At 73.6% G+C, this 21,567-nt stretch carries 18 protein-coding genes; 6 read left to right on the top strand and 12 right to left on the bottom strand.

From position 1 onward, the window contains the following. Position 1: 1 nt before the first annotated feature. Positions 2-1,087 (bottom strand): tRNA 2-thiouridine(34) synthase MnmA, encoded by a 1,086-nt coding sequence (mnmA, locus tag HHX31_RS09940; RefSeq protein WP_283244447.1) that lies wholly within the window; start codon positions 1,085-1,087, stop codon positions 2-4. Positions 1,088-1,163: 76 nt separating this feature from the next. On the opposite strand from mnmA, the gene HHX31_RS09935 reads away from it, so the two are divergent. The 3 genes from HHX31_RS09935 (at position 1,164) to HHX31_RS09925 (ending at position 3,797) form a co-directional block, all read left to right on the top strand. Beyond that, positions 1,164-2,204, top strand: coding sequence for a DUF695 domain-containing protein (locus HHX31_RS09935; RefSeq protein WP_169947462.1), 1,041 nt, complete (start codon positions 1,164-1,166; stop codon positions 2,202-2,204). Positions 2,205-2,325: 121 nt separating this feature from the next. Then, positions 2,326-3,246: a Rieske 2Fe-2S domain-containing protein gene (locus HHX31_RS09930; protein ID WP_169947460.1), complete on the top strand. Its 921-nt coding sequence runs from the start codon at positions 2,326-2,328 to the stop codon at positions 3,244-3,246. Next, positions 3,243-3,797, top strand: coding sequence for a hemerythrin domain-containing protein (locus HHX31_RS09925; RefSeq protein WP_169947458.1), 555 nt, complete (start codon positions 3,243-3,245; stop codon positions 3,795-3,797). Before HHX31_RS09930 ends, HHX31_RS09925 begins: the two co-directional genes overlap by 4 nt. A gap of 24 nt (positions 3,798-3,821) precedes the next feature. On the opposite strand, the gene HHX31_RS09920 is transcribed toward HHX31_RS09925, so the two are convergent. Next, complete coding sequence (locus HHX31_RS09920; RefSeq protein ID WP_311931715.1) at positions 3,822-4,976, bottom strand: cysteine desulfurase family protein; 1,155 nt, start codon at positions 4,974-4,976, stop codon at positions 3,822-3,824. Between the two features lie 103 nt (positions 4,977-5,079). Between HHX31_RS09920 and HHX31_RS09915 the strand changes: the two genes are divergently transcribed. Further along, complete coding sequence (locus HHX31_RS09915) at positions 5,080-5,571, top strand: TetR/AcrR family transcriptional regulator (RefSeq protein ID WP_169947454.1); 492 nt, start codon at positions 5,080-5,082, stop codon at positions 5,569-5,571. Positions 5,572-5,750: 179 nt separating this feature from the next. Beyond that, positions 5,751-6,962 (top strand): MFS transporter, encoded by a 1,212-nt coding sequence (locus tag HHX31_RS09910; RefSeq protein ID WP_169947452.1) that lies wholly within the window; start codon positions 5,751-5,753, stop codon positions 6,960-6,962. Positions 6,963-7,028: 66 nt separating this feature from the next. On the opposite strand, the gene HHX31_RS09905 is transcribed toward HHX31_RS09910, so the two are convergent. The 10 genes from HHX31_RS09905 to HHX31_RS09860 form a co-directional block, all read right to left on the bottom strand. Beyond that, positions 7,029-7,982: an electron transfer flavoprotein subunit alpha/FixB family protein gene (locus HHX31_RS09905; RefSeq protein WP_169947450.1), complete on the bottom strand. Its 954-nt coding sequence runs from the start codon at positions 7,980-7,982 to the stop codon at positions 7,029-7,031. A gap of 11 nt (positions 7,983-7,993) precedes the next feature. Next, positions 7,994-8,773 (bottom strand): electron transfer flavoprotein subunit beta/FixA family protein, encoded by a 780-nt coding sequence (locus HHX31_RS09900; protein ID WP_169947448.1) that lies wholly within the window; start codon positions 8,771-8,773, stop codon positions 7,994-7,996. 387 nt (positions 8,774-9,160) lie between these two features. Then, on the bottom strand, positions 9,161-10,114 hold the full coding sequence (locus HHX31_RS09895) for a hypothetical protein (protein ID WP_169947446.1): 954 nt from the start codon (positions 10,112-10,114) through the stop codon (positions 9,161-9,163). A 73-nt stretch (positions 10,115-10,187) separates the two neighbouring features. Continuing rightward, a complete protein-coding gene (locus tag HHX31_RS09890; RefSeq protein ID WP_169947444.1) occupies positions 10,188-11,444 on the bottom strand; it encodes a serine/threonine-protein kinase in 1,257 nt (418 codons plus the stop codon). A gap of 39 nt (positions 11,445-11,483) precedes the next feature. Then, positions 11,484-13,424: a serine/threonine-protein kinase gene (locus HHX31_RS09885; protein ID WP_169947442.1), complete on the bottom strand. Its 1,941-nt coding sequence runs from the start codon at positions 13,422-13,424 to the stop codon at positions 11,484-11,486. Positions 13,425-13,435: 11 nt separating this feature from the next. Further along, positions 13,436-15,619 (bottom strand): serine/threonine-protein kinase, encoded by a 2,184-nt coding sequence (locus HHX31_RS33585; protein ID WP_211589545.1) that lies wholly within the window; start codon positions 15,617-15,619, stop codon positions 13,436-13,438. A 106-nt stretch (positions 15,620-15,725) separates the two neighbouring features. After that, positions 15,726-16,241 carry a YbaK/EbsC family protein gene (locus HHX31_RS09875; RefSeq protein ID WP_169947440.1) on the bottom strand — a complete coding sequence of 172 codons (516 nt, stop codon included), beginning with the start codon at positions 16,239-16,241 and terminating at the stop codon, positions 15,726-15,728. 77 nt (positions 16,242-16,318) lie between these two features. After that, the gene (locus HHX31_RS09870) at positions 16,319-17,173 is read right to left on the bottom strand and encodes a M55 family metallopeptidase (protein WP_249345854.1); all 855 of its coding nucleotides are present in this window, start codon (positions 17,171-17,173) and stop codon (positions 16,319-16,321) included. Beyond that, entirely contained in the window at positions 17,158-18,384 is a 1,227-nt protein-coding gene (locus HHX31_RS09865) for a DUF6395 domain-containing protein (RefSeq protein ID WP_169947438.1), read from the bottom strand. The genes HHX31_RS09870 and HHX31_RS09865 overlap by 16 nt, the downstream gene beginning before the upstream one ends. 6 nt (positions 18,385-18,390) lie before the next feature. Further along, positions 18,391-18,759 (bottom strand): hypothetical protein, encoded by a 369-nt coding sequence (locus HHX31_RS09860; RefSeq protein WP_249345853.1) that lies wholly within the window; start codon positions 18,757-18,759, stop codon positions 18,391-18,393. A gap of 107 nt (positions 18,760-18,866) precedes the next feature. Here HHX31_RS09860 and HHX31_RS09855 point away from each other — a divergent pair, with 107 nt between their 5' ends. Next, complete coding sequence (locus HHX31_RS09855; RefSeq protein ID WP_169947436.1) at positions 18,867-21,566, top strand: helix-turn-helix transcriptional regulator; 2,700 nt, start codon at positions 18,867-18,869, stop codon at positions 21,564-21,566. Position 21,567 lies beyond the last annotated feature (1 nt).

The following is a 21,567-nucleotide window of genomic DNA, read 5'->3' as shown; positions in this document are numbered from 1 at the left end:
CTCAGACGGCCGAGGCGATCGTGGCGGAGCCGATGACGACGTCGCCGTCGTAGAGGACGGCGCCCTGGCCCGCCGCGACGCCGGCCGCCGGGCGGTCGAGATGGATGTGCAGCTCACCGCCGGACACCTGGGCGCGGCAGCCGTACACCTCGCCGTGCGCCCGCAACTGCACGGTGCAGGTGATCGGCTCGTGCGGCTCGGGCACCGGCCCGTTCCACACCGGCCGCTCGCCCACGACGGAAGTCACCTCCAGGGAGGAGCGCGGCCCGACCGTGACCGTGTTCGACACGGGCTCGATCGACAGCACGTAGCGCGGCCTGCCGTCGGCGGCGGGCCGGTCGACGCGCAGTCCCTTGCGCTGCCCGACCGTGAAGCCGTACGCCCCCTGGTGGCTGCCGACCACCTGGCCGGTGAGCGCGTCGACGATCGGCCCCTCGGCCTCGCCGAGCCGCTCGGCCAGGAACGCCCGGGTGTCGCCGTCGGCGATGAAGCAGATGTCGTGGCTGTCCGGCTTGTCGGCGACGGTCAGCCCGCGCCGGGCGGCCTCCGCGCGCACTTCGGCCTTGGTCGAGCCGCCCAGCGGGAAGATCGCGTGGGCGAGTTGCTCGCGGGTGAGCACCCCCAGCACGTACGACTGGTCCTTGGCCTCGTCGACGCTGCGCCGCAGCACGCCGTCCTCGAGCCGCGCGTGGTGGCCGGTGGCGACGGCGTCGAAGCCGAGCGCGAGCGCCCGGTCGAGCACCGCCTCGAACTTGATCTTCTCGTTGCACCGCAGGCAGGGGTTCGGCGTGCGGCCCGCGGCGTACTCGCTGACGAAGTCCTCGACCACGTCGCGGTGGAACCGCTCGGCCATGTCCCAGACGTAGAAGGGGATGCCGATGACATCGGCCGCCCGGCGCGCGTCGCGGGCGTCCTCCAGCGTGCAGCACCCGCGGGCGCCGGTGCGGTAGGACCGCGGGTTGGACGACAGCGCCAGATGTACGCCGGTAACGTCGTGCCCCGCCTCGGCGATCCGGGCGGCGGCCACCGCGGAGTCGACCCCGCCGGACATGGCGGCGAGGACGCGGAGCTTTCGTGTGGGACCCATAACACATCGAGGTTACCCCCCGCGGGAGCGCGCCCGCGTTGGCATCCGGGCGGGCCTGCTGGGAGGATGCGGGGTCATGCGACTGTTCGGGCGCGAGAGCGAGTCCACCGACCCCGCCGCGGCCATCGCGGCGTTCTGGACCCGGTGGGAACAGACCCGTCCCCAGATCGACGCGTGCGTCGAGGCAGAGGACCCGGAGGCCCTGGCCGAGCTGATCGGCCCCGCCGTCACCGACCTCCATCCGTCCCTCGTCTGGGAGGTAGCTCCCGGCCGCATGGCCGTGCACGCCCTGGTCGTCAGCGCGTCGAGCGATCCCGAACTGCGGCCGTTCGCCCACCGCTGGGCGCAGGCCGCGCCGCCGCCGGACGCCATGTGGGAGTTCCATCCGTCCCGGCAGGCGAACCCCCGGGCCGCGGAACTGACGGTCGACGTCGGCGGGCGGGAGTTCGGGCTCGACCGGCTGGTGGTGGCGCTGCGCGTGCCGCCCGGCGCGCCGCGCGTGGACGTCACCGCGTTCCACCCGATCTTCCCCGACGTCGACGACGACACCCGGACGGAGGCGACCTTCCTCGCGCTCGACTGGCTGCTGGGCGAGGACGAGGTGGCCCGGTGGCTGGGCGAGATCGTGGCCGCGGAGTTCGAGCCGATCGACGCGCTCCCCGCGATCCACCTGCCCGCCGTGGTCGCCGACGTGGCCGAGGGCTTCGAGGAGGAGCAGTGGGCTCTTCTCGAGGGCAACACCGCGACCGGCGGCCGGCTGACCGCCGCGGCCCGCTATCCCCTCAGGCCCGTGGACTTCCCGCTGTACGACCAGCACATCGCCGTCACGCTGCCGTACCGCGAGGCCGACGCCGAGGGTCAGCCGGCCGGGGCCTCCCTGGACGCGCTGCGCGACTTCGAGGGGCGGCTGACCGCCCGGCTGACCGAGGCCGGCTCCGCCGTGCTGACGGCCCACATGAGCGCCGACCGCACCCGGGTGCTGCACGTGTACGCCGATCCCGCGGCGGCCGTCCCGCCCCTGGTCGAGGAGATCGCCGCCGACTGGAAGGAGGGGCCCGCCCGCGTCGACGTGGCCGAGGACCCCTCCTGGAGCGCGGTGGCCCCCTTCCTGACCTGAATCGGATATTCGGCGCGTTTCACCACATCGGGCACGGGCACGTCGCGATAGACGCATCGCGCGGGCCGGCGCCCGCGCTCCACCCGTTCCCGCGTCCCGCGGGCCCGGATTGGAGTCGGACATGGCTCAGTGCGCACTGGACCGGCTGCCGAACGCGATCGAGGGCGAAGGGCGCCTCGACCGGCCGGGGCATCGGCTCGAACACGGCCTCGCGTTCACCGAGAACCTCCTCGGGATCACCGGGGGCCGCGCCCGCGCCGTCCTGCACGGCGTCTGGCTGGGGCATCCCCTTCACCCGGTCTTCACCGACCTGCCGATCGGCAGTTGGACGACGGCGCTGGTGCTGGACCTCACCGGGCATCGGCGCGCGGCGCGCGCGGCCGTGGGCGTCGGCATCGCAGGGGCGCTGGCCGCGGCGGTGACCGGGCTGCACGACTGGCAGCACACGCATGACGAAGCCCGGCGCGTCGGGCTGGTCCACGGCACGCTCAACACGCTCGCGCTCGGCCTGTACGGCTGGTCGTGGTGGCAGCGGGGCAGGGGACATCACCTGCGCGGGCTGCTGGCCGCCCTGCTCGGCTATCCCGTGATCATGGCGAGCGGCTTCCTGGGCGGCACGCTGGTCTACCGTCATCGGATCGGGGTCGACCGGACGGACGAGAGGTGCGAACCACGCCGCTTCACCCGGGCGATGGCCGAACGGGACCTGCCCGACAGGAGCCCGCGCCGGGCGCGGGCCGGTGACGTGGATGTCGTCCTGGTCCGCGTGGACGGCCGTGTCCACGCCCTGGAGGACGCCTGCCCGCACCTGGGCGGCCCGCTGTCGCAGGGCTGGCTCCGGGACGGCTCCCTCACCTGCCCCTGGCACGGCTCCCGCTTCGCGCTGTCCGGCGGGCGGAGCCTGAACGGCCCCGCCACCGCGCCCGCGCCGTGCTTCCAGACCCGCGTGCGCGACGGGTGGATCGAGGTGCGCAGGGCGCCTGCCCTGACCACCGCGCCTCCCGGGAGCGCACTGGCCCACCAGCAGGAGGTGCAGCCGTGAGGAGGCGGTCTCAGGTGCTCACGGAGGCGCCGCCGGCGCCCGCCGGGCCGGAGCGGAGGACGGCGACGCGCGTGCTCGTGGAGCACCACGAGGTGTTGCGAGGGCTCATACGGCACCTGCGGCGGACGCCGTGCTCCCGGCCCGGACGACGGCGCGCGCTCGCCGGCGAGCTGTACGACGAGCTGTGGATGCACGAACGGATCGAGGAGGAGATCTTCTACCCCGCGATGCGGGACGTCACCCCGGCCCTCGCCGCGGCCTGGTCCGAGCACCGCCAGCTCAGCGATCAGCTCGCGGCGCTGGTGCGGGCCGACCCGCGGACCGAGCGGTTCGACCGGGAGCTCGACATGCTGCACGACGCGCTGGAGTCGCACGCCCACCTGGACGAGGAGCGGCGGATGTTCCCGGAGGTAGAGCGCTTCGCGGACGAGGACCTGCTCGTCGGGCTGGGCGACCGGCTCAGCGCCCGCCTGGGCCGGCTGCGCTCCTCACGGCGCGTCCGTATGGTTCTTCGCCTGCAGCGGACGCTGCTGCGCCACACGGCCCGATAGGGCGTGCGGGGTGGACGGGCGGCCTCACGACAGGCCGGCGCGCCGGGCGCGCACGACGACGTGCCCGATGACGTCCGCGACCCGGTCGACGTCCTCCTCGACGGACGTGTGGCCGAGGGAGAAGCGCAGCGAGCCCCGGGCCCGCACGCCGTCCTGGCCCATGGCCAGCAGCACGTGGGACGGCTGGGCCACCCCGGCGGAGCAGGCCGAGCCGGTGGAGCACTCCACTCCCTTGGCGTCGAGGAGCATGAGCAGGGCGTCCCCCTCGCAGCCGGGGAACGAGAAGTGGGCGTTGCCTGGCAGCCGGTTGACCGGGTCGCCGTTGAGTACCACGTCGGGCACGGCCCGGCGTACGCGCTCGATCAGGTCGTCGCGGAGCGCCGACAGCCGCTCGGCCGTGGCGGGCTGGCGCGCGACGGCCGTCTCGATCGCCGCCGCGAACCCGGCGATGGCCGGAGCGTCGAGAGTGCCTGACCGGATGTCGCGCTCCTGCCCGCCTCCGTGCAGCACGGGAACCGGATCGACGCCGCGGGCCAGCAGCAGCGCTCCCACGCCCACAGGGCCGCCGACCTTGTGGCCGGAGACGGTCATGGCGTCGACGCCCGACTCGGCGAACGAGACGGGAAGCTGCCCGACCGCCTGCACCGCGTCGGTGTGGAAGGGGATGCCGTACTCGTGCGCGATGGCGGCCAGCACGCGCACCGGCTGCACGGTGCCGACCTCGTTGTTGGCCCACATGACGCTCACCAGCGCGACGTCGTCAGGGTCGCGGGCGATGGCCGCGCGCAGCGTCTCCGGATGCACCCTGCCCCGCTCGTCCACCTCCAGCCGCTCGACCCGGGCGCCGTGGTGATCGCCGAGCCAGTGGGCGGGGTCGAGGGCGGCGTGGTGCTCGACCGCGCTGATCAGGATCCTGGGCCGCTTCCTCGCCCAGTAGAGGCCCTTGATGGCGAGGTTGTCGGCCTCGGTGCCCCCGGCAGTGAAGACGACCTCGCTCGGGCGGGCGCCGAGCGCGCAGGCGATCGTCTCTCGCGACTCCTCGACGACCCGGCGGGCGCGGCGGCCCGCCGCGTGCAGGGACGAGGGGTTGCCGACCTCTCCGAGCTGGGCGGTCATCGCCTCGATAGCCTCGGGCAGCATCGGTGTGGTCGAGGCATGGTCCAAGTACGCAGCCCCCACGGCCCCTCCCTCACACGTATTCAGCCAACCAAGCGTATCCGGGTGGAAGGAGGACACCGGTAATATGTCGCAACTGTACCGTCTGGACGGTATAGTTGACTGCATGCGGAGGGACGAATTGCTGGACGCGGCCGAGGGCCTGCTCCAGGACCAGGGCGCCCAGGCCCTGACCCTGGCGGCGGTGGCCGAGCGCGCCGGTGTCAGCAAGGGCGGCCTTCTCTACCACTTCGCGAGCAAGGACGCGCTCGTCAAAGGCATGATCGAGCGCCTGATCGCCGATTTCGACGCTCTGATCGCGGCCCAGTCCGAGAGCACCTACACCCGGGCATACCTCGCGGCGACGTTCGAGGCCGTGCAGACCGGCCGGCTGCGACGATGGGCCGTGGTCACGGGCGCGGCCGGCGATCCCGAACTGCTCGCGCCGCTGCGCGGGGCCATGGTCCGCTGGATGCGCGACGGCCTGGCCGACGAGCCCGACCCCCTGGCCTCCCAGGTCGTACGGCTGGCCTGTGAGGGCGTCTGGGAGGTCGCCACGCACTGCGCGGAGATCGTCGACTACACCGCGATCCGCGCCAGGCTGCTCGCCCTGCTGTAGCCACCGCGAGTCATCCCCCTCGCGAACCGTCCCCTCGCGAGCCGTCCCCTCAAGAACCTCTGAACCCCACTTGGTGGTCGCCCTTCCTTCCGGCAGTGCCGTGAAAGGGCGACCTGCTGGTGTCTGCCCGCTAATCCGGGCCCGGAAACCCACCGCATTCACCTGGAAAGGAAGCTGTGATGACCCGCGCTTTGAGGAATGCCCGCATCGGGGCAGTCCTCACCTTCGTCCTGGCCGGCCTGATGTGTGGGACCTTCACCGTGCGCCTCCCGGCGCTGGCCGACCGGCTCCGCCTGCCGGAGTCGTCGGTCGGGCTCACCCTGCTCGGCTGGGGGGTGGGCGCGCTGCTCGCCATGCAGCTCATGCGCGTCGTCCTGACCAGGATCGGCAGCCGCGGCGTCCTGCGCGCCGCCGCTCCCCTGTGCGCGGCGTCACTGGTCCTCGTCGCGTTCGCGCCGTCCTTCCCCGTGCTGGTCCTGGCCACCGCGCTGTTCGGCATGGCGTTCGGCGCGGTCGACGTCGGCATGAACGCCCAGGGCTCGGCCGTCGAGCGGGCCTACGGCCGGCCGGTCATGAGCGGGATGCACGCGGGATGGTGCGTCGGCGCGATCTCCGCGGGCCTGCTGGGCACGGCGGCCATCGCCCTGGGGCTGTCCCTCACCGCCCACATCCTGGTCGTCGCCCTGGTCTCGGCGCCGGCCGCGCTGCTCCTCAGCCGTATGCTCCTGCCCGACGCCGCGCCGCGCACGGCCGGCGCCGCCTCGTCCGCGCGCTCCGGGAAGCGGCTGCCCGGCGTCGTCTACCTGCTCGGCGCGATCACCTTCGCCGCGTTCATGGTGGAGGGCGTCGTCGCCGACTGGAACGGCCTCTACCTGATCGGCACGCTGCACGCCTCCGAGGCGGTGGCCGCGGTCGGCTACCCGGTGTTCGAGGCGGGCATGCTGCTCGCCCGGCTGGCCGGCGACCGGCTGCGCGGCCGCTACGGCGCCCGCGGGCTGGTCGTGTTCTCCGGCGCCGCGACCGCGCTCGCGTTCCTCGCGGTCATCGCCGCGCCGGTGACCGTGGCGGCCGTGGTGGCGATCTTCTTCGTCGGGCTTTCTGTGGCGACGATCTCGCCGATGGCGCTGTCGCTGGCGGGGACCGCGACGCCCGAGCCCGGCCCGGCGATCGCGCAGGCGAGCGCCATGGGGTACGCGGGCCTGCTGCTCGGTCCCGTGGTCGTCGGCTTCCTGTCCGCCTCGGCGTCGCTGCGGGCCGCCATGGGCGTGGCGGTCGTCCTCGGCGTCGTCATCGCCGTGGCCGGACGGCTGCTGCCCGCCTCCCGTGGGGAGATCGTCCCGCTGCCCGTCCGGTCAGGGGACGAGGAGGCCCGCGTCCGCGCCGCCGCGTGACCGCGGCGGCCCCGTGAAAAGGACGCGGCGCCGCACGTGACGTGCGGCGCCGCGTCCTGTCCTGTCCTACTTGCGCTTCTCGATCTCCTCGGTGAGCTGCGGAACGACCTGGAACAGGTCGCCCACGACACCGAAGTCGGCGATCTCGAACAGGGGCGCCTCGGCGTCCTTGTTGATCACGACGATGGTCTTGGACGTCTGCATGCCGGCCCGGTGCTGGATGGCGCCGGAGATGCCCGCCGCGATGTAAAGCTGCGGCGACACGGTCTTGCCAGTCTGCCCCACCTGGAACTGGTGCGGGTACCAGCCGGCGTCGGTCGCGGCACGCGAGGCGCCCACGGCCGCGCCGAGCGCGTCGGCGAGCTTCTCGATGATCGCGAAGTTCTCGCCGGAACCCACGCCACGGCCGCCGGAGACCACGATCGCGGCCTCGGTGAGCTCGGGACGGGCGCCCTTCTCCTGGACGACCCGCTCGACGATCCTGGCCGCGCGGGCGGCGTCCGACAGCGCGACCTCCACCTTCTCCTCGGCGCCGGCCGCCGGGGCGGCGACGGGGGCGGTGCTGTTCGGGCGGACCGTGATGATCGGCGTGCCCTTGGTCACCCGGCTGCGCACGTTGACGCCGCCGCCGAAGATGGACTGCTCGGCGACGAAGCCCTCGCCGACGCCGACCGCGTCCGAGATCACACCGGAGTCCGTCTTGATCGCGAGGCGGCCGGCGATCTCCTTGCCCTCGCCGGTCGCGGCGAGGAAGACCGCGGCCGGGGAGCGCTCGGCCACCAGGTGCGCCAGCACCTCGGCCTTCGGCGCCGACACGTAGTCGCCGATCTCGTCGGCCGCGGCCACGTAGATCTTCTCGGCGCCGTACTCGGCGAGCTTGGCCTTCGCGGCGTCGGAGTAGCCGGAGCCGGCCCACACGGCGGCCGGCGTGCCCAGCGACCCGGCGAGGGTCAGCAGTTCGAGGGTGACCTTCTTGACGTCACCGTCGACGTGGTCGACGAGAACCAGAATCTCACTCATCACGGGGCCCCTCAGACGAACTTCTTCGACGCGAGGAACTCGGCGGCCTTGGCGCCGCCGTCACCCTCGTCCTTGACCACGGTGCCCGCCGCACGCGGCGGGGCGACGGCGAACTCGACGACCTCGCTCCAGGAGTTCGCCAGGCCGACCTGGTCGGCCGCGATCTCCGCGTCGGCGACGCCGAGCGTCTCGACCGGCTTCTTCTTGGCGGCCATGATGCCCTTGAAGGACGGGTAGCGCGGCTCGTTGATCTTCTCGACCACGGACACGACGGCGGGCAGCGACGCCTCGACCTTGTCGTAGCCGTAGTCGGTGATCCGCTCGACCTTGATCGAGGAGCCGTCGACCTCGACCTTGCTGGCGAGCGTGAGCTGCGGGGTGCCGAGCCGCTCGGCCAGCATCGCGGGGAGCATGCCGGTGCGAGCGTCGGTCGACTCGGAACCCAGGATGACCAGGTCGTAGCCGATCTTCTTCAGAGCCTGGGAGAGGGCGTAGGACGTGCCGAGGGCGTCCGAGCCGTACAGCGCGTCGTCGTGCAGGTGCACCGCCTTGTCGGCGCCCATGGCCAGTGCCTTGCGGATGGTCTCGGTCGTCTTGGCGGGGCCCATGCTGAGGACGGTGACCTCGCCCCCATGGGCTTCCTTGAGCCGCAGCGCCTCCTCGACCGCGTACTCGTCGAGCTCGTTCACGACGCCGTCAGCGGCGTCGCGGTCGAGCGTCTTGTCATCGGACCTCAGCTTGCGCTCGGTCGCCGTGTCGGGGACCTGCTTCACGCAGACGACGATGTTCATGGCCGGTGGCCGACCTCCCCTTTCCGTACGGCTGACGCCGCGGTTCTCCGGTACGTGGCGCGGGGTACGCGCACGTGTTGCAAGACTGCCAGGTGTTCGCGGGCGCACCCGTGCAGGTGGCCCTGGTGTCGAGACGACCCTGGTCTCGCTTGGCGATATGTTACCCGTCGGTAGCTTAGGTGCAAACCTCCAGGCCTTTACGGCCGCGACCTTCGGTTGGATAATCCCCAAGAGCCGGTCACGGCCACACCCCACCCTACCGAACTATGTTCCGGACGCTTCGGGGAGGTCCCTCTCACGGGCATCTCGGGTGATCCGAGAGTGAGATGACGGTGACAGACGGCCGTCGCGGCGGGGTGGTGCCCGGCGCGTGGCGGGCCCGGACCGTCAGCCGCCGGCGAGGACGTAGCCCCCCACCGAGGAGGGGATGACGAACGAGTCGATCCGGCGCAACTGGTGTGTGGCGCGGTTCACCCGATACCAGGTGTGCGTCCTGCGCAGATCACCGCGCACCTGCTTGTCCGACCGGGTCAGGACGTCGAGGTGGCCCGCCCTGTCCCAGCGCGCCTTCAGGGCGTTCTCGCCCGCGCGCAGCCGGATGGGGATGCTGCTCCTCTTCGCCGTGGCCAGGTTGCGGGTGCGGATCATGTTCTTGACGGAGCCGCCGGTCTTCGTCCACGTCGGCGAGGCCACCGTGACGCCGTCGGGGCCGAGGTCGCCCCGCATGTAGACGGATCGCCGCAACTTCACCGACCAGGTGCCGGTCGCGTAGAGCACCGCCGTCCGGTTGTCGCCCGCCATCATGCGCTTGCCGTCCGGGCTGAAGTCCCAGGACTGGTACCCCTTCGGCAGCGTGAAGACCTTGCCGCCGGAGGTGTCCACGACCCGCTCGATCTCCCGGTCGGCGGCGTCGGCGCCGCGCAGGCCGACGAACCGGGCGCCGGGAGAGAGGGTCAGCGCGTTCATCTGGAGGTCGTCAGGCCACGTCACCGCGGGGACCTCACGCGCCCTGCCGGTGGCGGCCGTCCAGATGTTGAGCACGCCGTCCTTCCCCGAGAAGTACGCGGCATGGGCGCCGTCCTGGGAGACCGCGACGACGGCGGCGACGGTGTACTCGCCGGGCGCGACGGTCCTGCGCGCCCCGGGGAGCGCCACGATGCGGCCGTTGCTCAGCCAGAGCTTCAACGGCCCGCACGCCTGCCGTCCGCCATCGGCCCGCGGGCAGGACCCGAGACCCGCGTAACGGATCACCGGGGCCGGCGCGGCCTCGGCCGCGGCCTGGGGGATGGTCACGAACGCCGCGGCGGTCGTGACGGCGGCCAGCGCGACTCGGGACAGCATGTCGACATCCTCACATAAAGCGGACGTCAAGGATCTCAGCCGCCTGCGTGGATGGGAAGGGCGGCAGCGGATTTCAGCTCGCGAACACGAGCATCACGAGCAGGAACAGGACGGTCCCGACGGCCATGAGGAGCGTCGTCGTGCTGAACAGCGCGGACAGCAGCGCCCACACCGCTACGGCCCCCGCGCCGCCCGCGAGGTCCACGAGGAGCCGCCGCCCCGACCTGGCCAGCAACCCGAACCCCGCGTCCACCAGCAGCCCGATGCCGTAGAGCACGAGCAGGAGGAGCGACACCTCGGGCAGGTTGGCACGGGCGGCGGCGGCGAAGAGGCCGACGACCACCGCGGAGCCGATCACCCAGCGGCGGTGCAGCTTCTCCCTCCGCGCCGCGCGCGCGTCGTCCACCTCGCCCCGCCGGGGGCTCCGCGACGGCCCGCGAGCGCTCCGCCGCCCCGCGGCGGGCCGCCGGTCACCGGGCCGCCACTCCTGGGTCTGCGCGTCGGACAGCGCGCGCCGCGCCGGCCCGGCTCCGTCCAGCGCCGGCGCCGCCTCCTTGAGCAGCCCGGTCAGCTCCTCCGCCGCGGGCCGGTCCGCCGGGTCCGCGCTCAGGCACCGCTCCACGAGCGGGGCGAGCCAGGACGGCACCCCCGACAGGTCGGGCTCTCGGTGGACGACCCGGTAGGCGATCGCCGCGGCCGGCCCCGTGCCGTACGGCTGCCGCCCCGACGCGGCGAAGGCCAGCGTCGCCCCCCAGGCGAACACGTCGGCCTCAGGCCCGGCGTCCCCGCCCTCCAGCATCTCGGGAGCCAGATAGCCGGGCGTGCCCGCCACCGCGCCCGACGCGGTGACCGAGGCCGACTCCAGCGCGCAGGCGATGCCGAAGTCGATCACGTACGGCTCGCCGTCGGAGACGATCACGTTGGCCGGTTTGAGGTCGCGGTGGACGACCCCTGCCGCGTGGATGGACTCGAGCGCCTCCGCCAGCCCCAGGGCCAGCCGCAGCAGGCCCGCCCCCTCGACGGGACCGTCGTTGGCCACGACCGTGCTGAGCGGCCTGCCCTGCACGTATCGGGTGACGATGTAGGGCCGCTCCCCCGACAGCGAGACGTCCAGCACCTCGGCTACGTGCCCGCCGCGCACCCGCCGCATCGTCTCCACCTCGCGGGCGAGCCGGGCGATCGCGAAGCCGTCGGAGGCGACGTGAGGATGCAGGACCTTGACGGCGACCGTGCGCCCGTCGGGATCGAGCGCGAGATGGACCTCGCCGAACCCCCCTGCGCCGAGCGCGGAGACGAGACGATAGGGACCCAGCTGTTCCGACGTGCCCACCACGTGCCTCCCGCTTCGCCGTACGGGGACCGCCGCGGGTCAGGTCCAGAAGGTCAGGAACCGAAGGCCGATCCTGTCCATCAGGTCCCCGACCACGCCGCCGATCAAGTTGACGACCGTGTTCTGGCCCTTCTCCTTCAGATCCGCGACGATGTGGTCCACCGCCACGGACGGCGGCCGCCAGGGGACCCAGGAGGCGTCCGCGGACAGTGCCGTCATGACCGCGAACAGCGCGACCGTGCCGACCGCGATCGTCACGATCATTCCCGCTCCGGGGCTCCGGATCACGGCGCTGAGCGTCCGGGAAACGGCCTTGCGCGGCGCCTTCCCCCCGGGCAGGAGGAACAGCCCGGCCACGAAGGCTCCCGCGGCGTACGCGGCGGCGGGGTCGGGCCTGACCCCGCCGAGGTAGTGGAAAGCGCCCCAGGCGCACATCGCGAACATCGCGGCCAGCGGCACCTGGACCACCGTCGCCAGCCCGGCCTTGATCAGCGCCCACGGCGTGCCGAGCACCGCGAGGAGCGGATCGGTCCCGCTCGCGCCCCGCGCGGCCCGGCGTTCCGCGAGGTCGCCGAGCAGGTACTGCCCCACCCGCAGGCACAGCGCCGCCACGACGGCGAACAGGGTCACCATGACCGGCAGCAGGCAGGCCAGCGCCACGAGCGTGGCGAGCAGCAGCGCCCCGAGCACCGGATGCGCCGCCCGGTAGGGTGCCCGCTTCCGCTCGGGTTCGTACGGCGCGGCAGGAGCCGGCGGCGGCGCGACCCGGGGCTCCGGCGCGCCGGCCACCCGCTGGTCCGGGTAGGGCGGCGGCGGGTACACCGCCGGCTGGTACGGCGCCGCCGGATAGGGCGCGGGCTGGTACGGCGGGGGCGGGCCCGCCTGCCCGTACGGCGGGGCCTGCGGATGCGCGGGCGGCGGCGCGGACACCGGGCGGCGCTGCCTGGGCCCCCGGGGCTCCCTGCGTTGCCGTTCCGGCTCCACGTAGTTCACCGGCGGCAACAGGTCGGAGTAGCTGTCGTCGTTCGCCGGCGGCGTGCCGGTCCGGCTCGCGCCGCCACCGGTCACCCGGGCGCCCGTGTCCATCCGCGTCACGTCGTCGAGCACGCGCGTGCCGTCCAGGAGACGGGTCCCGCCGTCACGCGGCGCCTCCACGGCGCTCTCCTGGAGAACGGTGACCGTGGGGTCGAGCGAACGGCTGTGCCGCAGCAGCGCCGCGGCGGTGGGGCGCGACGATGCGTCGGTCGCCAGGGCGAGGCGCAGCCAGCCCCGCAGCCAGGCAGGCGCGAGGTCCACCTGCGCCTTGCCTTCGAGGATGTTGTAGCAGACCGACTCGAACGTGCCGGAGCCGAACGGCGCCTTGCCGGTGGCCGCGAAGAAGACCGTGGCCGCGAGCGCGTGCACGTCGGCGGCCTGGGTGATCTCGGTGTCCCTGATGATCTCCGGGGCGAGGTAGCCGGGCGTGCCGACGAACATCCCCGTCTGGGTCAGCCGCGTCGCGTTGACCAGATGGGCGATGCCGAAGTCGATCACCAGCGGCTCGCCGTCCACCAGCATCACGTTGGCCGGCTTGAGGTCGCGGTGGATGACGTCGGCGGCGTGGATGGCGACGAGCGCCTCGCACAGGCCCACCGCGAGCCGGATCACGCCGTCGTCGCTGAGCGGCCCTTCCTCCTGCACCGTCTGCTCTAAGGTCCGCCCGGGGGCGTACCTCGTCACGATGTACGGCGCGGCGCCGGCCAGGTCGGCGTCGAACACCTCGGCGACGCGCTTGCTGCGCACCCGCCGCATGGTCTCGACCTCGCGGGTCAGCCGGTCACGGGCCTTGAGGTCGGTCGCGACATGCGGGTGCAGGACCTTGACCGCGACCTCGCGCCCCTCCGTGTCGAGGCCGAGATGGACCACCCCCATGCCGCCCTCGCCGAGCTGCCGCAGCAGCCGGTAGGGCCCGATCCGCTCGGGAGCCTCAGTAGCCGACATGCCGTCCCCCGTCACCCATTTCCCGCCTGGTTGCGCAGTTCTTCCAGCCGTTCCTGTACTGACAGAACGTCGACAGGGCCCCAGAAGTGCCCTGCTGTCTGTTTACCCAGGAGAGTGGAGAGCGCTATCGCCGCCGTCAGCACCGCGAGCGCGCCGATCCCCCAGGCGAGAGCCCTGGCCGCTCCCTCGCCCGGCACCAGCGAGGCGAGCGTCCGCCGGATCTGCCTGCTCGGGCCGACCACGCCTGGCCCCGCGCAGATCGTCCACAACGCCGTCGCGATCCCCCAGCTCAGCGCCGCGATCCGGAGCGCGGGCGTGCCGCCGACGAGGACGGTGAGCAGCAGCGTCACCGGCAGCCCGAGGACGAGCGCGTACGGCACGAGCGCGATCGTGACGCCGATCGACTTGAGCAGCTCGGCCGGACGGCCGAGCACGCGCAGCACGTCGGCCGCCGCGGCGCCAGCCGGACGACGGGTGTTGAGGTGCGGCTGGGCCATGTCCGCGGCCCGCAGCAGCACCACGAGCGGCAGCGCCACCAGGCACACCAGCAGCGGCGCCAGGACCGCGAGAGACGTCGTCACCACGAGCAGCAGCGCGCTCGCCACGCCGTACGCCCTCGAACGCCGCAGCAGCCCTCCGGAGGGGAACGGCATGGGCGGCACGGTAGGCGGCGGCACGTGCGCCGTCTGCATGTAGGGCACGGGGTTCTGCTGGTGGATGTGCGGGGTGCGCTCGTAGATCTCCGGCGAGCTGCCGAACAAGGCCCGCTCACGCGCCGCCGCGTCCGCCCGATCGCCGGCCGCCCGGTCACCTGCCGCACGGTCACCTGCTGCTCGATGCGGGGACGCCGCGCCGCCCGGTCCCGCGAGGTCGCCGGTGACAGCCTGGCGCATCTCCTCGGAGGTCACCCGGCGCGTCGGGACGTCGCCCTCCGGGCGCACCATCGGCGTCTGCCACTCGTCCGCGCGCGGCGGCACGGGCCGCCCACCGGCGACCGGGCCGGACACGGGAGCCTGCCCGGTGCCTGGGGCGTTGTGGAACGCGGCCTGGCCGGTGGCGCGAGGCGGGGCCGCCCGGGTCGGGATGTCGCCCTCCGCGGGGCCCCGTGCCGGGTTCCCTGGCGTGCTCGGGGGTGTGGCCGACGGTCCCAGGCCCGCCCTGCGCAGGTCCTCTCCTGTCACCCGTACGGTCGGGAAGGGGTCGCCGCTCTGGCCGGCCTGGGGCGTCTCGCGCAGCAGCGAGACGAACTCCTCGCGGCCGCCCGCGGCGGGCGGGCCCGTCGCCGGCGAACCGGTGGGCGGGCCGCCCGCGGGGCCGAAGGCGGGCACCTGCTGGCCGCTCGTGTCGTCGACGTTCGGCACCGTGGTGATCTCGTCGGGCACCCGGGGCCTGCCGCCGGGAGTCTGGGGCAGGAGCGGCGCGAGCCGCCGTACGAGCTCCGCGGCGGTCGGCCGCCTCGCCGGGTCGCGGTTGAACGCGGCGCGCAGCATCGGCTGGATCGGCGCGGGGGCCGCCTCGACGTTGGCCCGGCCGGAGGTGATGTTGAAGAAGATCATCTCCAGCGTGCCCTTGCCGAACGGCGGCAGGCCGGTGGCGGCGTACAGCACGGTGCCCGCCCAGGCGTGCACGTCCACCTGCGGCCCCGCCTCGTGGCCTTCGATGATCTCCGGGGCGAGGTAGCCGGGCGTGCCGATGAACATGCCGGTCTGGGTGAGCCGGGTGGCGTCGACCGCCTGGGCGATGCCGAAGTCGATCAGCACCGGCTGGCCATCCAGCATCAGCACGTTGCCCGGCTTCAGGTCGCGGTGGATGACCCCGGCGGCGTGCACGGCCGTGAGGGCCTGGGCCACCCCGACGGCCACCTTGAGCAGCGCGCCGAGCGCCAGCGGCCCGTCCTTCTTGACGACCTCGTCGAGCGGCCGTCCCGGCACGTAGCGGGTGACGATGTACGGCCTGCGCCCGGTGACGTCGGCGTCGACGACCTCGGCGATGTTCGGCCCGCGCACCCGCCGCATGGTCTCGACCTCGCGCGACAGGCGCCGGCGCGCGACGTCGTCGCCCGCGACCTCGGAGCGCAGGACCTTGACGGCCACCTGCCTGCCCTGGGGGTCGAGCGCGAGGTGAACCACGCCCATGCCGCCTTCACCGAGCCGCCTCAGCAGGCGGTACGGGCCCAGTCGGTCGTCGTGATTCATTGCCTAAGCACCATACCGACTAAAAGAACACCCATGAGTGAACCATCGCGCCACATCTCCGCTCCGCACAACGGAGCGGGGACGCGTACGGGTTCCCCCGGGATGGTCAGACGGTGAGCGCCAGGACCTCTCCCCGGGTCGCCGCGACCAGCGCCTCGCCGGAAAGCGCCAGCTTGGAGCGGCGGACGCCGCTGCCGATCACGACGAACGGCCGCCGGGTCACGTTCTCGTCGACGAGCACGGGCCAGCCCTCCGGCAGCCCGATCGGGGTGATGCCGCCGTATTCCATCCCGGTCAGCTCGACGGCCTCCGCCTGCGGGGCGAAGGACGCCTTCCGCGCGTCCAGGTGGCGGCGCACGATCCCGTTGATGTCGGCCCGCGCGGCGGCGAGCACCATGACGGCGGCGTACCGCGTCTCGCCGCCCCGCTTCGCGGCGACGACGACGCAGTTGGCCGAGTCCTCCATCGCCACGCCGTACCGCTCGCAGAAGGCCGCGGTGTCGGAGAGCGCGGGATCGATCTCGGCGACCTCCACCGTGAGGTCGAGAGATGCGACGGCCTTGGCGACCGGATCGGCGAGCAGATCCGGCCGGTCGGACGCGGGAACCCATGCGAGCGGCATTCAGCCCTCCTTGACGACGCGCTCGTGCGATCGGGTGACCACCTTACGCAAACGCCGGGGGAACGAGGGGCCCGGTGTCAGCCGTACCGGCCGCTGCCGCAGGCCACCTGACCGCCGATCATGGAGAAGATGCCGAACAACGCCATGATCTCGTGGTAGTCGTCCGTGGTGAACTCGGTGTGCCTGGGCCCGGCCAGCCGCACGCCAGGCACGATCGAGCAGGCCGCGGCGATGGCGGTGGAGTTCCACTCCACGCCCAGCGTGTACGGCGGCTCGACTACGTAGGGCCGGAAACGCGGCAGCCGGCCCAGTGCGCGGGCCGTGGCCTCGCGGATGCGCCGCCAGGCGACGGCAGGGGGCAGCAGTTCGGCGGAGAACTTGTCGATGCCCTTCTTCACGGCCACCGTCTCGACGTCGCCGAGCAGTTCCGCCGCCTCCTCGCACACCGCCTCGTCGCCGGTGACGAGCACGACCGGCACGCCGATCGAGCCCGCGAAGCCCGCGACGAGCCGGGTCTCGCCGCAGATCTCGCCGTTCAGGTAGACGTTGTGGATCTCCTTGCCCATCCACGTGTGGTTGAGCACCCCGTGCGGCACGCCCGCGCGGGCGTGGTAGCCGGCGAAGCAGGCCGCGTCCGTGTCCGGCGTCAGCCCCTGCCCCATGCGGTGGGGCTTGCCCGGCCCTCTGACCAGCGTCGCACGCTCGTCCAGCAGGTCGATCCTCAGGTTCTTGGTGGACCCGTGCGCGTCGTTCACCAGCACGGACGCGGCGCCCGCGTCGAAGGCGCCCTGGACGACCGCGTTGGCGTCCCCGGTCATCAGCTCGCAGCCCCGCTCGTACCCGCGGCCCCCGAGGTGCATCTCCTCGGGATCGGTCAGCCCGGTGACCCCCTCCATGTCCACCGACAGGTAGATCTTCATACCGCCGCCCATGTCTCCACCTGGCGCTGTTGCGCCGAGGTCATCAGCCCGACGTTCGCCCGCATGTACGCGCCGACCCGCTCGCGCCAGGGCTCGGGCGTCTCGTCGATCGCGGGTGGGTAGCAGCGGTCCATCCAGCGGGTCGACTCCACGGTCGCCCCCAGGTGGTCCGCCGCCTTCGCGAAGGGCGTGGCCTCGATGCCCGGGACCCGCGCACAGCCGTACTCGATCGTCTCCTGGCCAGCGTACGGCGGCGGCTGCTGCCAGGGCCGGGCGGGGACCGAGTCTGCGGTGAGCGTCGTCTTGAGCGGGCGTCCCTCGACGGCGGCCAGGATCAGCTCCTTGCGCAGGCATTTGCCGCACTTCTGGCAGGGTCCCGACATGTCGCCCCGCAGGCACCAGCGGACCAGGTGCGCGAGGTCGGAGCCGAGCGCCAGGCGCATGGTCACGGGCTCGCTCACGCCCCCGACCGGGAGCACCAGCGGGACGCCTGCGGCGGCGTACAGCCGCCCCCACCTGCCGTCCGCCGCCCACATGGGGTTGTCGGGCGTGTACCGGTTCACGTAGCGGTCGCTGCCGAGCCAGCGCGACCCGATCTCGTAGCCCAGGGCGACGCCCCCGAGACCCAGGTCGTCGGCGAGGAGCAGGGTCCCCACCGTGACGGCGTGATGCTCGGGGAACCCGGGCCGTGGCCGGCTCAGCACGAACTCGAGGTCCGACTGGACGAGGTGCGTCTCCCGCCCGGCCCTGTGCACGAGCTGGGCCAGCACCTCCGAGCGGTAGTGGGTCCACCGGTTGGGCACGCGGGGGTGACTCACCCGCTGGAAGTGCACGAACGGCGCCTCGGGGAACATCGCGGCGACCGCCATCGAGTCCGCGCCCCCGCTGTAGGAGATCGCCAGCCGGGCCCCAGTCCGCGGATCCGCCCCGACCGGTCCCGCGTCCACGCCCCATCCCGTACGCAGCGCCTCGGCGAGCCCCGGGGAGATCGGCCGGTCGAAGGTCACCCGTCGCCGGGTCCACGGCGCGACGACGGTCCACGCGGCGACGGCGAGCAGGTCGGGATGCGGTGACGCCCCACCGGCCCCGGTGCGGACGTGACAGGAGTTGGTCCGCAGCTCGATCGGCTGGCCGTCGGTGCAGGATCCCGTGGTCTCGTCCTCCGCGTCCAGCAGGAAGACCAGCCGCCATACTTCGTCGTCGCGTGTCCACCGCACCCGCACGACCGGCTACCTCACTCGTCCCGGAGCGTCCACCCGCGCCGACAGGTCGTCGATGGCCTGCCAGATGCGCATCTCACCCTGCAGCAGCGTGTCCACCGCCTCCGCGGTCTCGGTGGCCAGCCGGTGCGCCTCGGCCGCCTTGGGGTCGGGGGCCGGCTTGGGCGCCGCGGCCGGCTTCACGGGCGCCGTGGCGGCCCGCCGCAGCCGGTCGACCTCGTCGCGCAGCGCCACGACCTCCCTGCGGAGCATCTGGACCTCCCACAGGGCGTCCTTGAGGTCCTGTCTGTGGTCGGGCTTGGACACGTACCGTGAGTCGAGCCGGGACAGCAGCGCCCGGCGCAGCCGCGACAGGCCCAGCACTCGCAACCGCATCATGAGCCGCCACGATAGCGGCATTTCCGATCGTTCCTTGACGCAAAGTGCATAGTTGCTCAAAGGTCGCTGGGAATCCGGGGCTCGGTCGCGGAATACAGTCTGCGGTTGTGCTGTACGGCAGATCGGTGGAAACGGCGGCGATCGACGACCTGATCGACCGGGCGCGGCGGGGCTACGGGGGCGCGCTCGTGCTGCGCGGCGAGGCCGGCGCGGGCAAGACGGCGCTGCTCGACCTGGCGGCCTCCCGCGGCGGGCCCATGCGAGTGCTGCGGACCACCGGGGTCGAGGCGGAGGCCGACCTCGCGTTCGCCGGCCTGCACCAGTTGCTGCTGCCGGTCACCGGGCTGCTCGACGCGCTGCCGGAACCGCAGGCCGAGGCCGTACGCGGCGCGCTCGGGCTGGCCCCCGCCGGTTCCGGTGACCGGTTCCTGCTGGCGGCCGGGGTGCTGTCGCTGCTGGCCGAGGCCGCCGCGCCGGACGGGCTGATCTGCGTGGTCGACGACTTCCAATGGATGGACAGGCCGTCGGCCGACGCCCTGCTGTTCGCCGCCAGGCGTCTCGGCACCGAGCCGATCGCGATGCCGCTGGCCGTACGGGGCGGCGCGCCGGTGAGAGGACTGCCCGCGCTGGAGATCGCCGGGCTGGCGGAACCGGCCGCCGAGGAACTGCTCGACGCCGGCTTCGCGCTCGCCGCGCCGGTCAGGCGGGACCTCGTGACGCTGACCGGGGGCAACCCGCTGGCCCTGCGCGAGACCGCCCGGCTGCTCACCCCCGCGCAGCGGGCGGGCAGGGAGCCGCTGCCCGATCCCCTGCCCGGCGGGAGCCGGCTCTTCGGCGACCGGGTGGCCGGGCTGTCTGAGGGGGCGCGGCTGACCGCCCTGCTCGCGGCGGTCGAGAGCGATCTCGGCTTAGTGCTACGGGCCTCCGAGCGGCTGGGCGCGGGCGATGCGGCGCTGCCCGAGCTCGAGTCCGCCGGGCTCGTCACCGTGTCGGGGACGCACGTGCGGTTCCGGCATCCGCTGATCCGGTCGGCGGTGCACGAGACGGCCTCCCCCGCCGCACGACGCGAGGCGCACGCGACGCTCGCCGAGCTGTCCGGCGGCGAGCGGCGGGCATGGCACCTGGCCGGGGCCGCTCTCGGCCGGGACGAGTCCGTCGCCGCCGCGCTCGCGCTGGCCGCCGAACGGGCCCGCGACCGAGGCGGGTACGGCGCCGCCGCCACCGCCCTCACCAGGGCCGCCGAACTCACCCCAGAACCGCTCGTCCGCGCCGGGCGGCTCAAGGACGCCGCCGCGGCCGCGTGGCTCGGCGGCCGTCCCGGCCAGGCGGAGTCCCTGCTCGCCGAGGCGCGTGAGCTCGCCGGGGCGGACACCGCGCTGACCACGGAGATCGCCCGGCTGCGCGGACGGTTCGAACTGAACTCGGGCAACGCCGCCGAGGCCGTACGGATCCTCGCGGCGGGCGACACCCTGGACATGCTGGCCGACGCCTCGGAGGCGGCGTCGTACGTGGGCGACACGGCGGCCATGATCGAGATCGGGCGGCGGGCGGCGGCCTTCCCCGAAGGGTTCCTGCGCGACGTGGTCGCCGGCATCGGCGCGACGCTCGCGGGCGGCGGCGGGCACGACCTGCTCAGGCGGGCGCTCGGCCGTACGGGTGAGCTGCGCGAGGCGGCCGAGTTCCTGTGGGCGACGGCGGCGGCCAGCTACCTCGGCGAGGTGGACCTGTCCTCCGAGCTGGCCGAGCGGGCCGGCCGCGTGGCCAGGGTCTCCGGGATGACCGGGCAGCTCCCCGTGGTGCTGGAGTTCGTCGCCACCGCGGAACGGCTCGCCGGGCGCCTCGCCGAGAGCCGGGCCGTCTCGGAGGAGGGCCTGGAGCTGGCTCGCGAGGCCGGATACGCCAACACCGTGGCCGCGCACCTGGCCAACCTCGCGGCCGTGGCGGCCCTGCGCGGCGAGGAGGAGGCCTGCGCCCGGCATGCCGGGGAGGCGCTGGCCATCGCCGTCCCCCACCGGGTGGGTCTGCGCGCCGCCGTCGCCGCCTACGCCCTGGCCATGCTCGACCTCTGCCTCGGCCGCTTCCCGGCGGCGCACGACCGGTTCACCGCGATCGCCGCCGCCGGCCCCGGCGCCGGTCATCCGGCCGTCGTCTGGCGGAGCACGCCCGACCGGATCGAGGCCGCCGCCGGCGCGGGCGACGTGGACGCCGCCAGGGCGGCGCTGGTGGCGTACGAGCGCTGGTCGGCCCACGCGGGGACGGCCGAGTCGCGCGCGCTGCTCGCCCGCTGCCGCGGCCTGGTCCTGCCGGACGACCAGGCGATCGAGGCGCTCGGCGAGGCGTCACGACTGCACGCCAACCCGTTCGAGGCGGCCAGGACGGGGCTGCTGCTGGGCGAGCGGCTGCGCCGTACCCACCGGCCTGGAGAGGCCAGGGCGCACCTGCGCGCGGCGTTCGAGACGTTCCAGCGCGCGGGAGCCGCGCCCTGGGCGCGGCGCGCGTACGGCGAACTGCGTGCGGCCGGCGAAACCGCCGGAACGGGCGCGGTTCCCGAAGCGATCCCCGGCGTGGTCCCCGGCGTTCCGGGAACGGCGCTGGACACGCTCACCCCCCAGGAGTTGCGCATCGCCACCCTGGTGGCGGGCGGCGCGACCAGCAAGGAGATCGCCGCCCGGCTGTTCCTCAGCCCCCGCACGGTCGAATACCACCTGTACAAGATCTATCCGAAGCTCGGCATCACCTCACGTACGGAGCTGACGCGGCTAGTAGTTCTACGGAAGGCGCCGGCGGCCTCGGACGAGATGCTCTAGC

This window comes from Microbispora sp. H11081 (assembly GCF_012999535.1).
Classification (GTDB): Bacteria; Actinomycetota; Actinomycetes; order Streptosporangiales; family Streptosporangiaceae; genus Microbispora.
The sequence above is the reverse complement of the archived record's forward strand: the minus strand, read 5'-3'. Positions and strand labels throughout refer to the sequence as shown.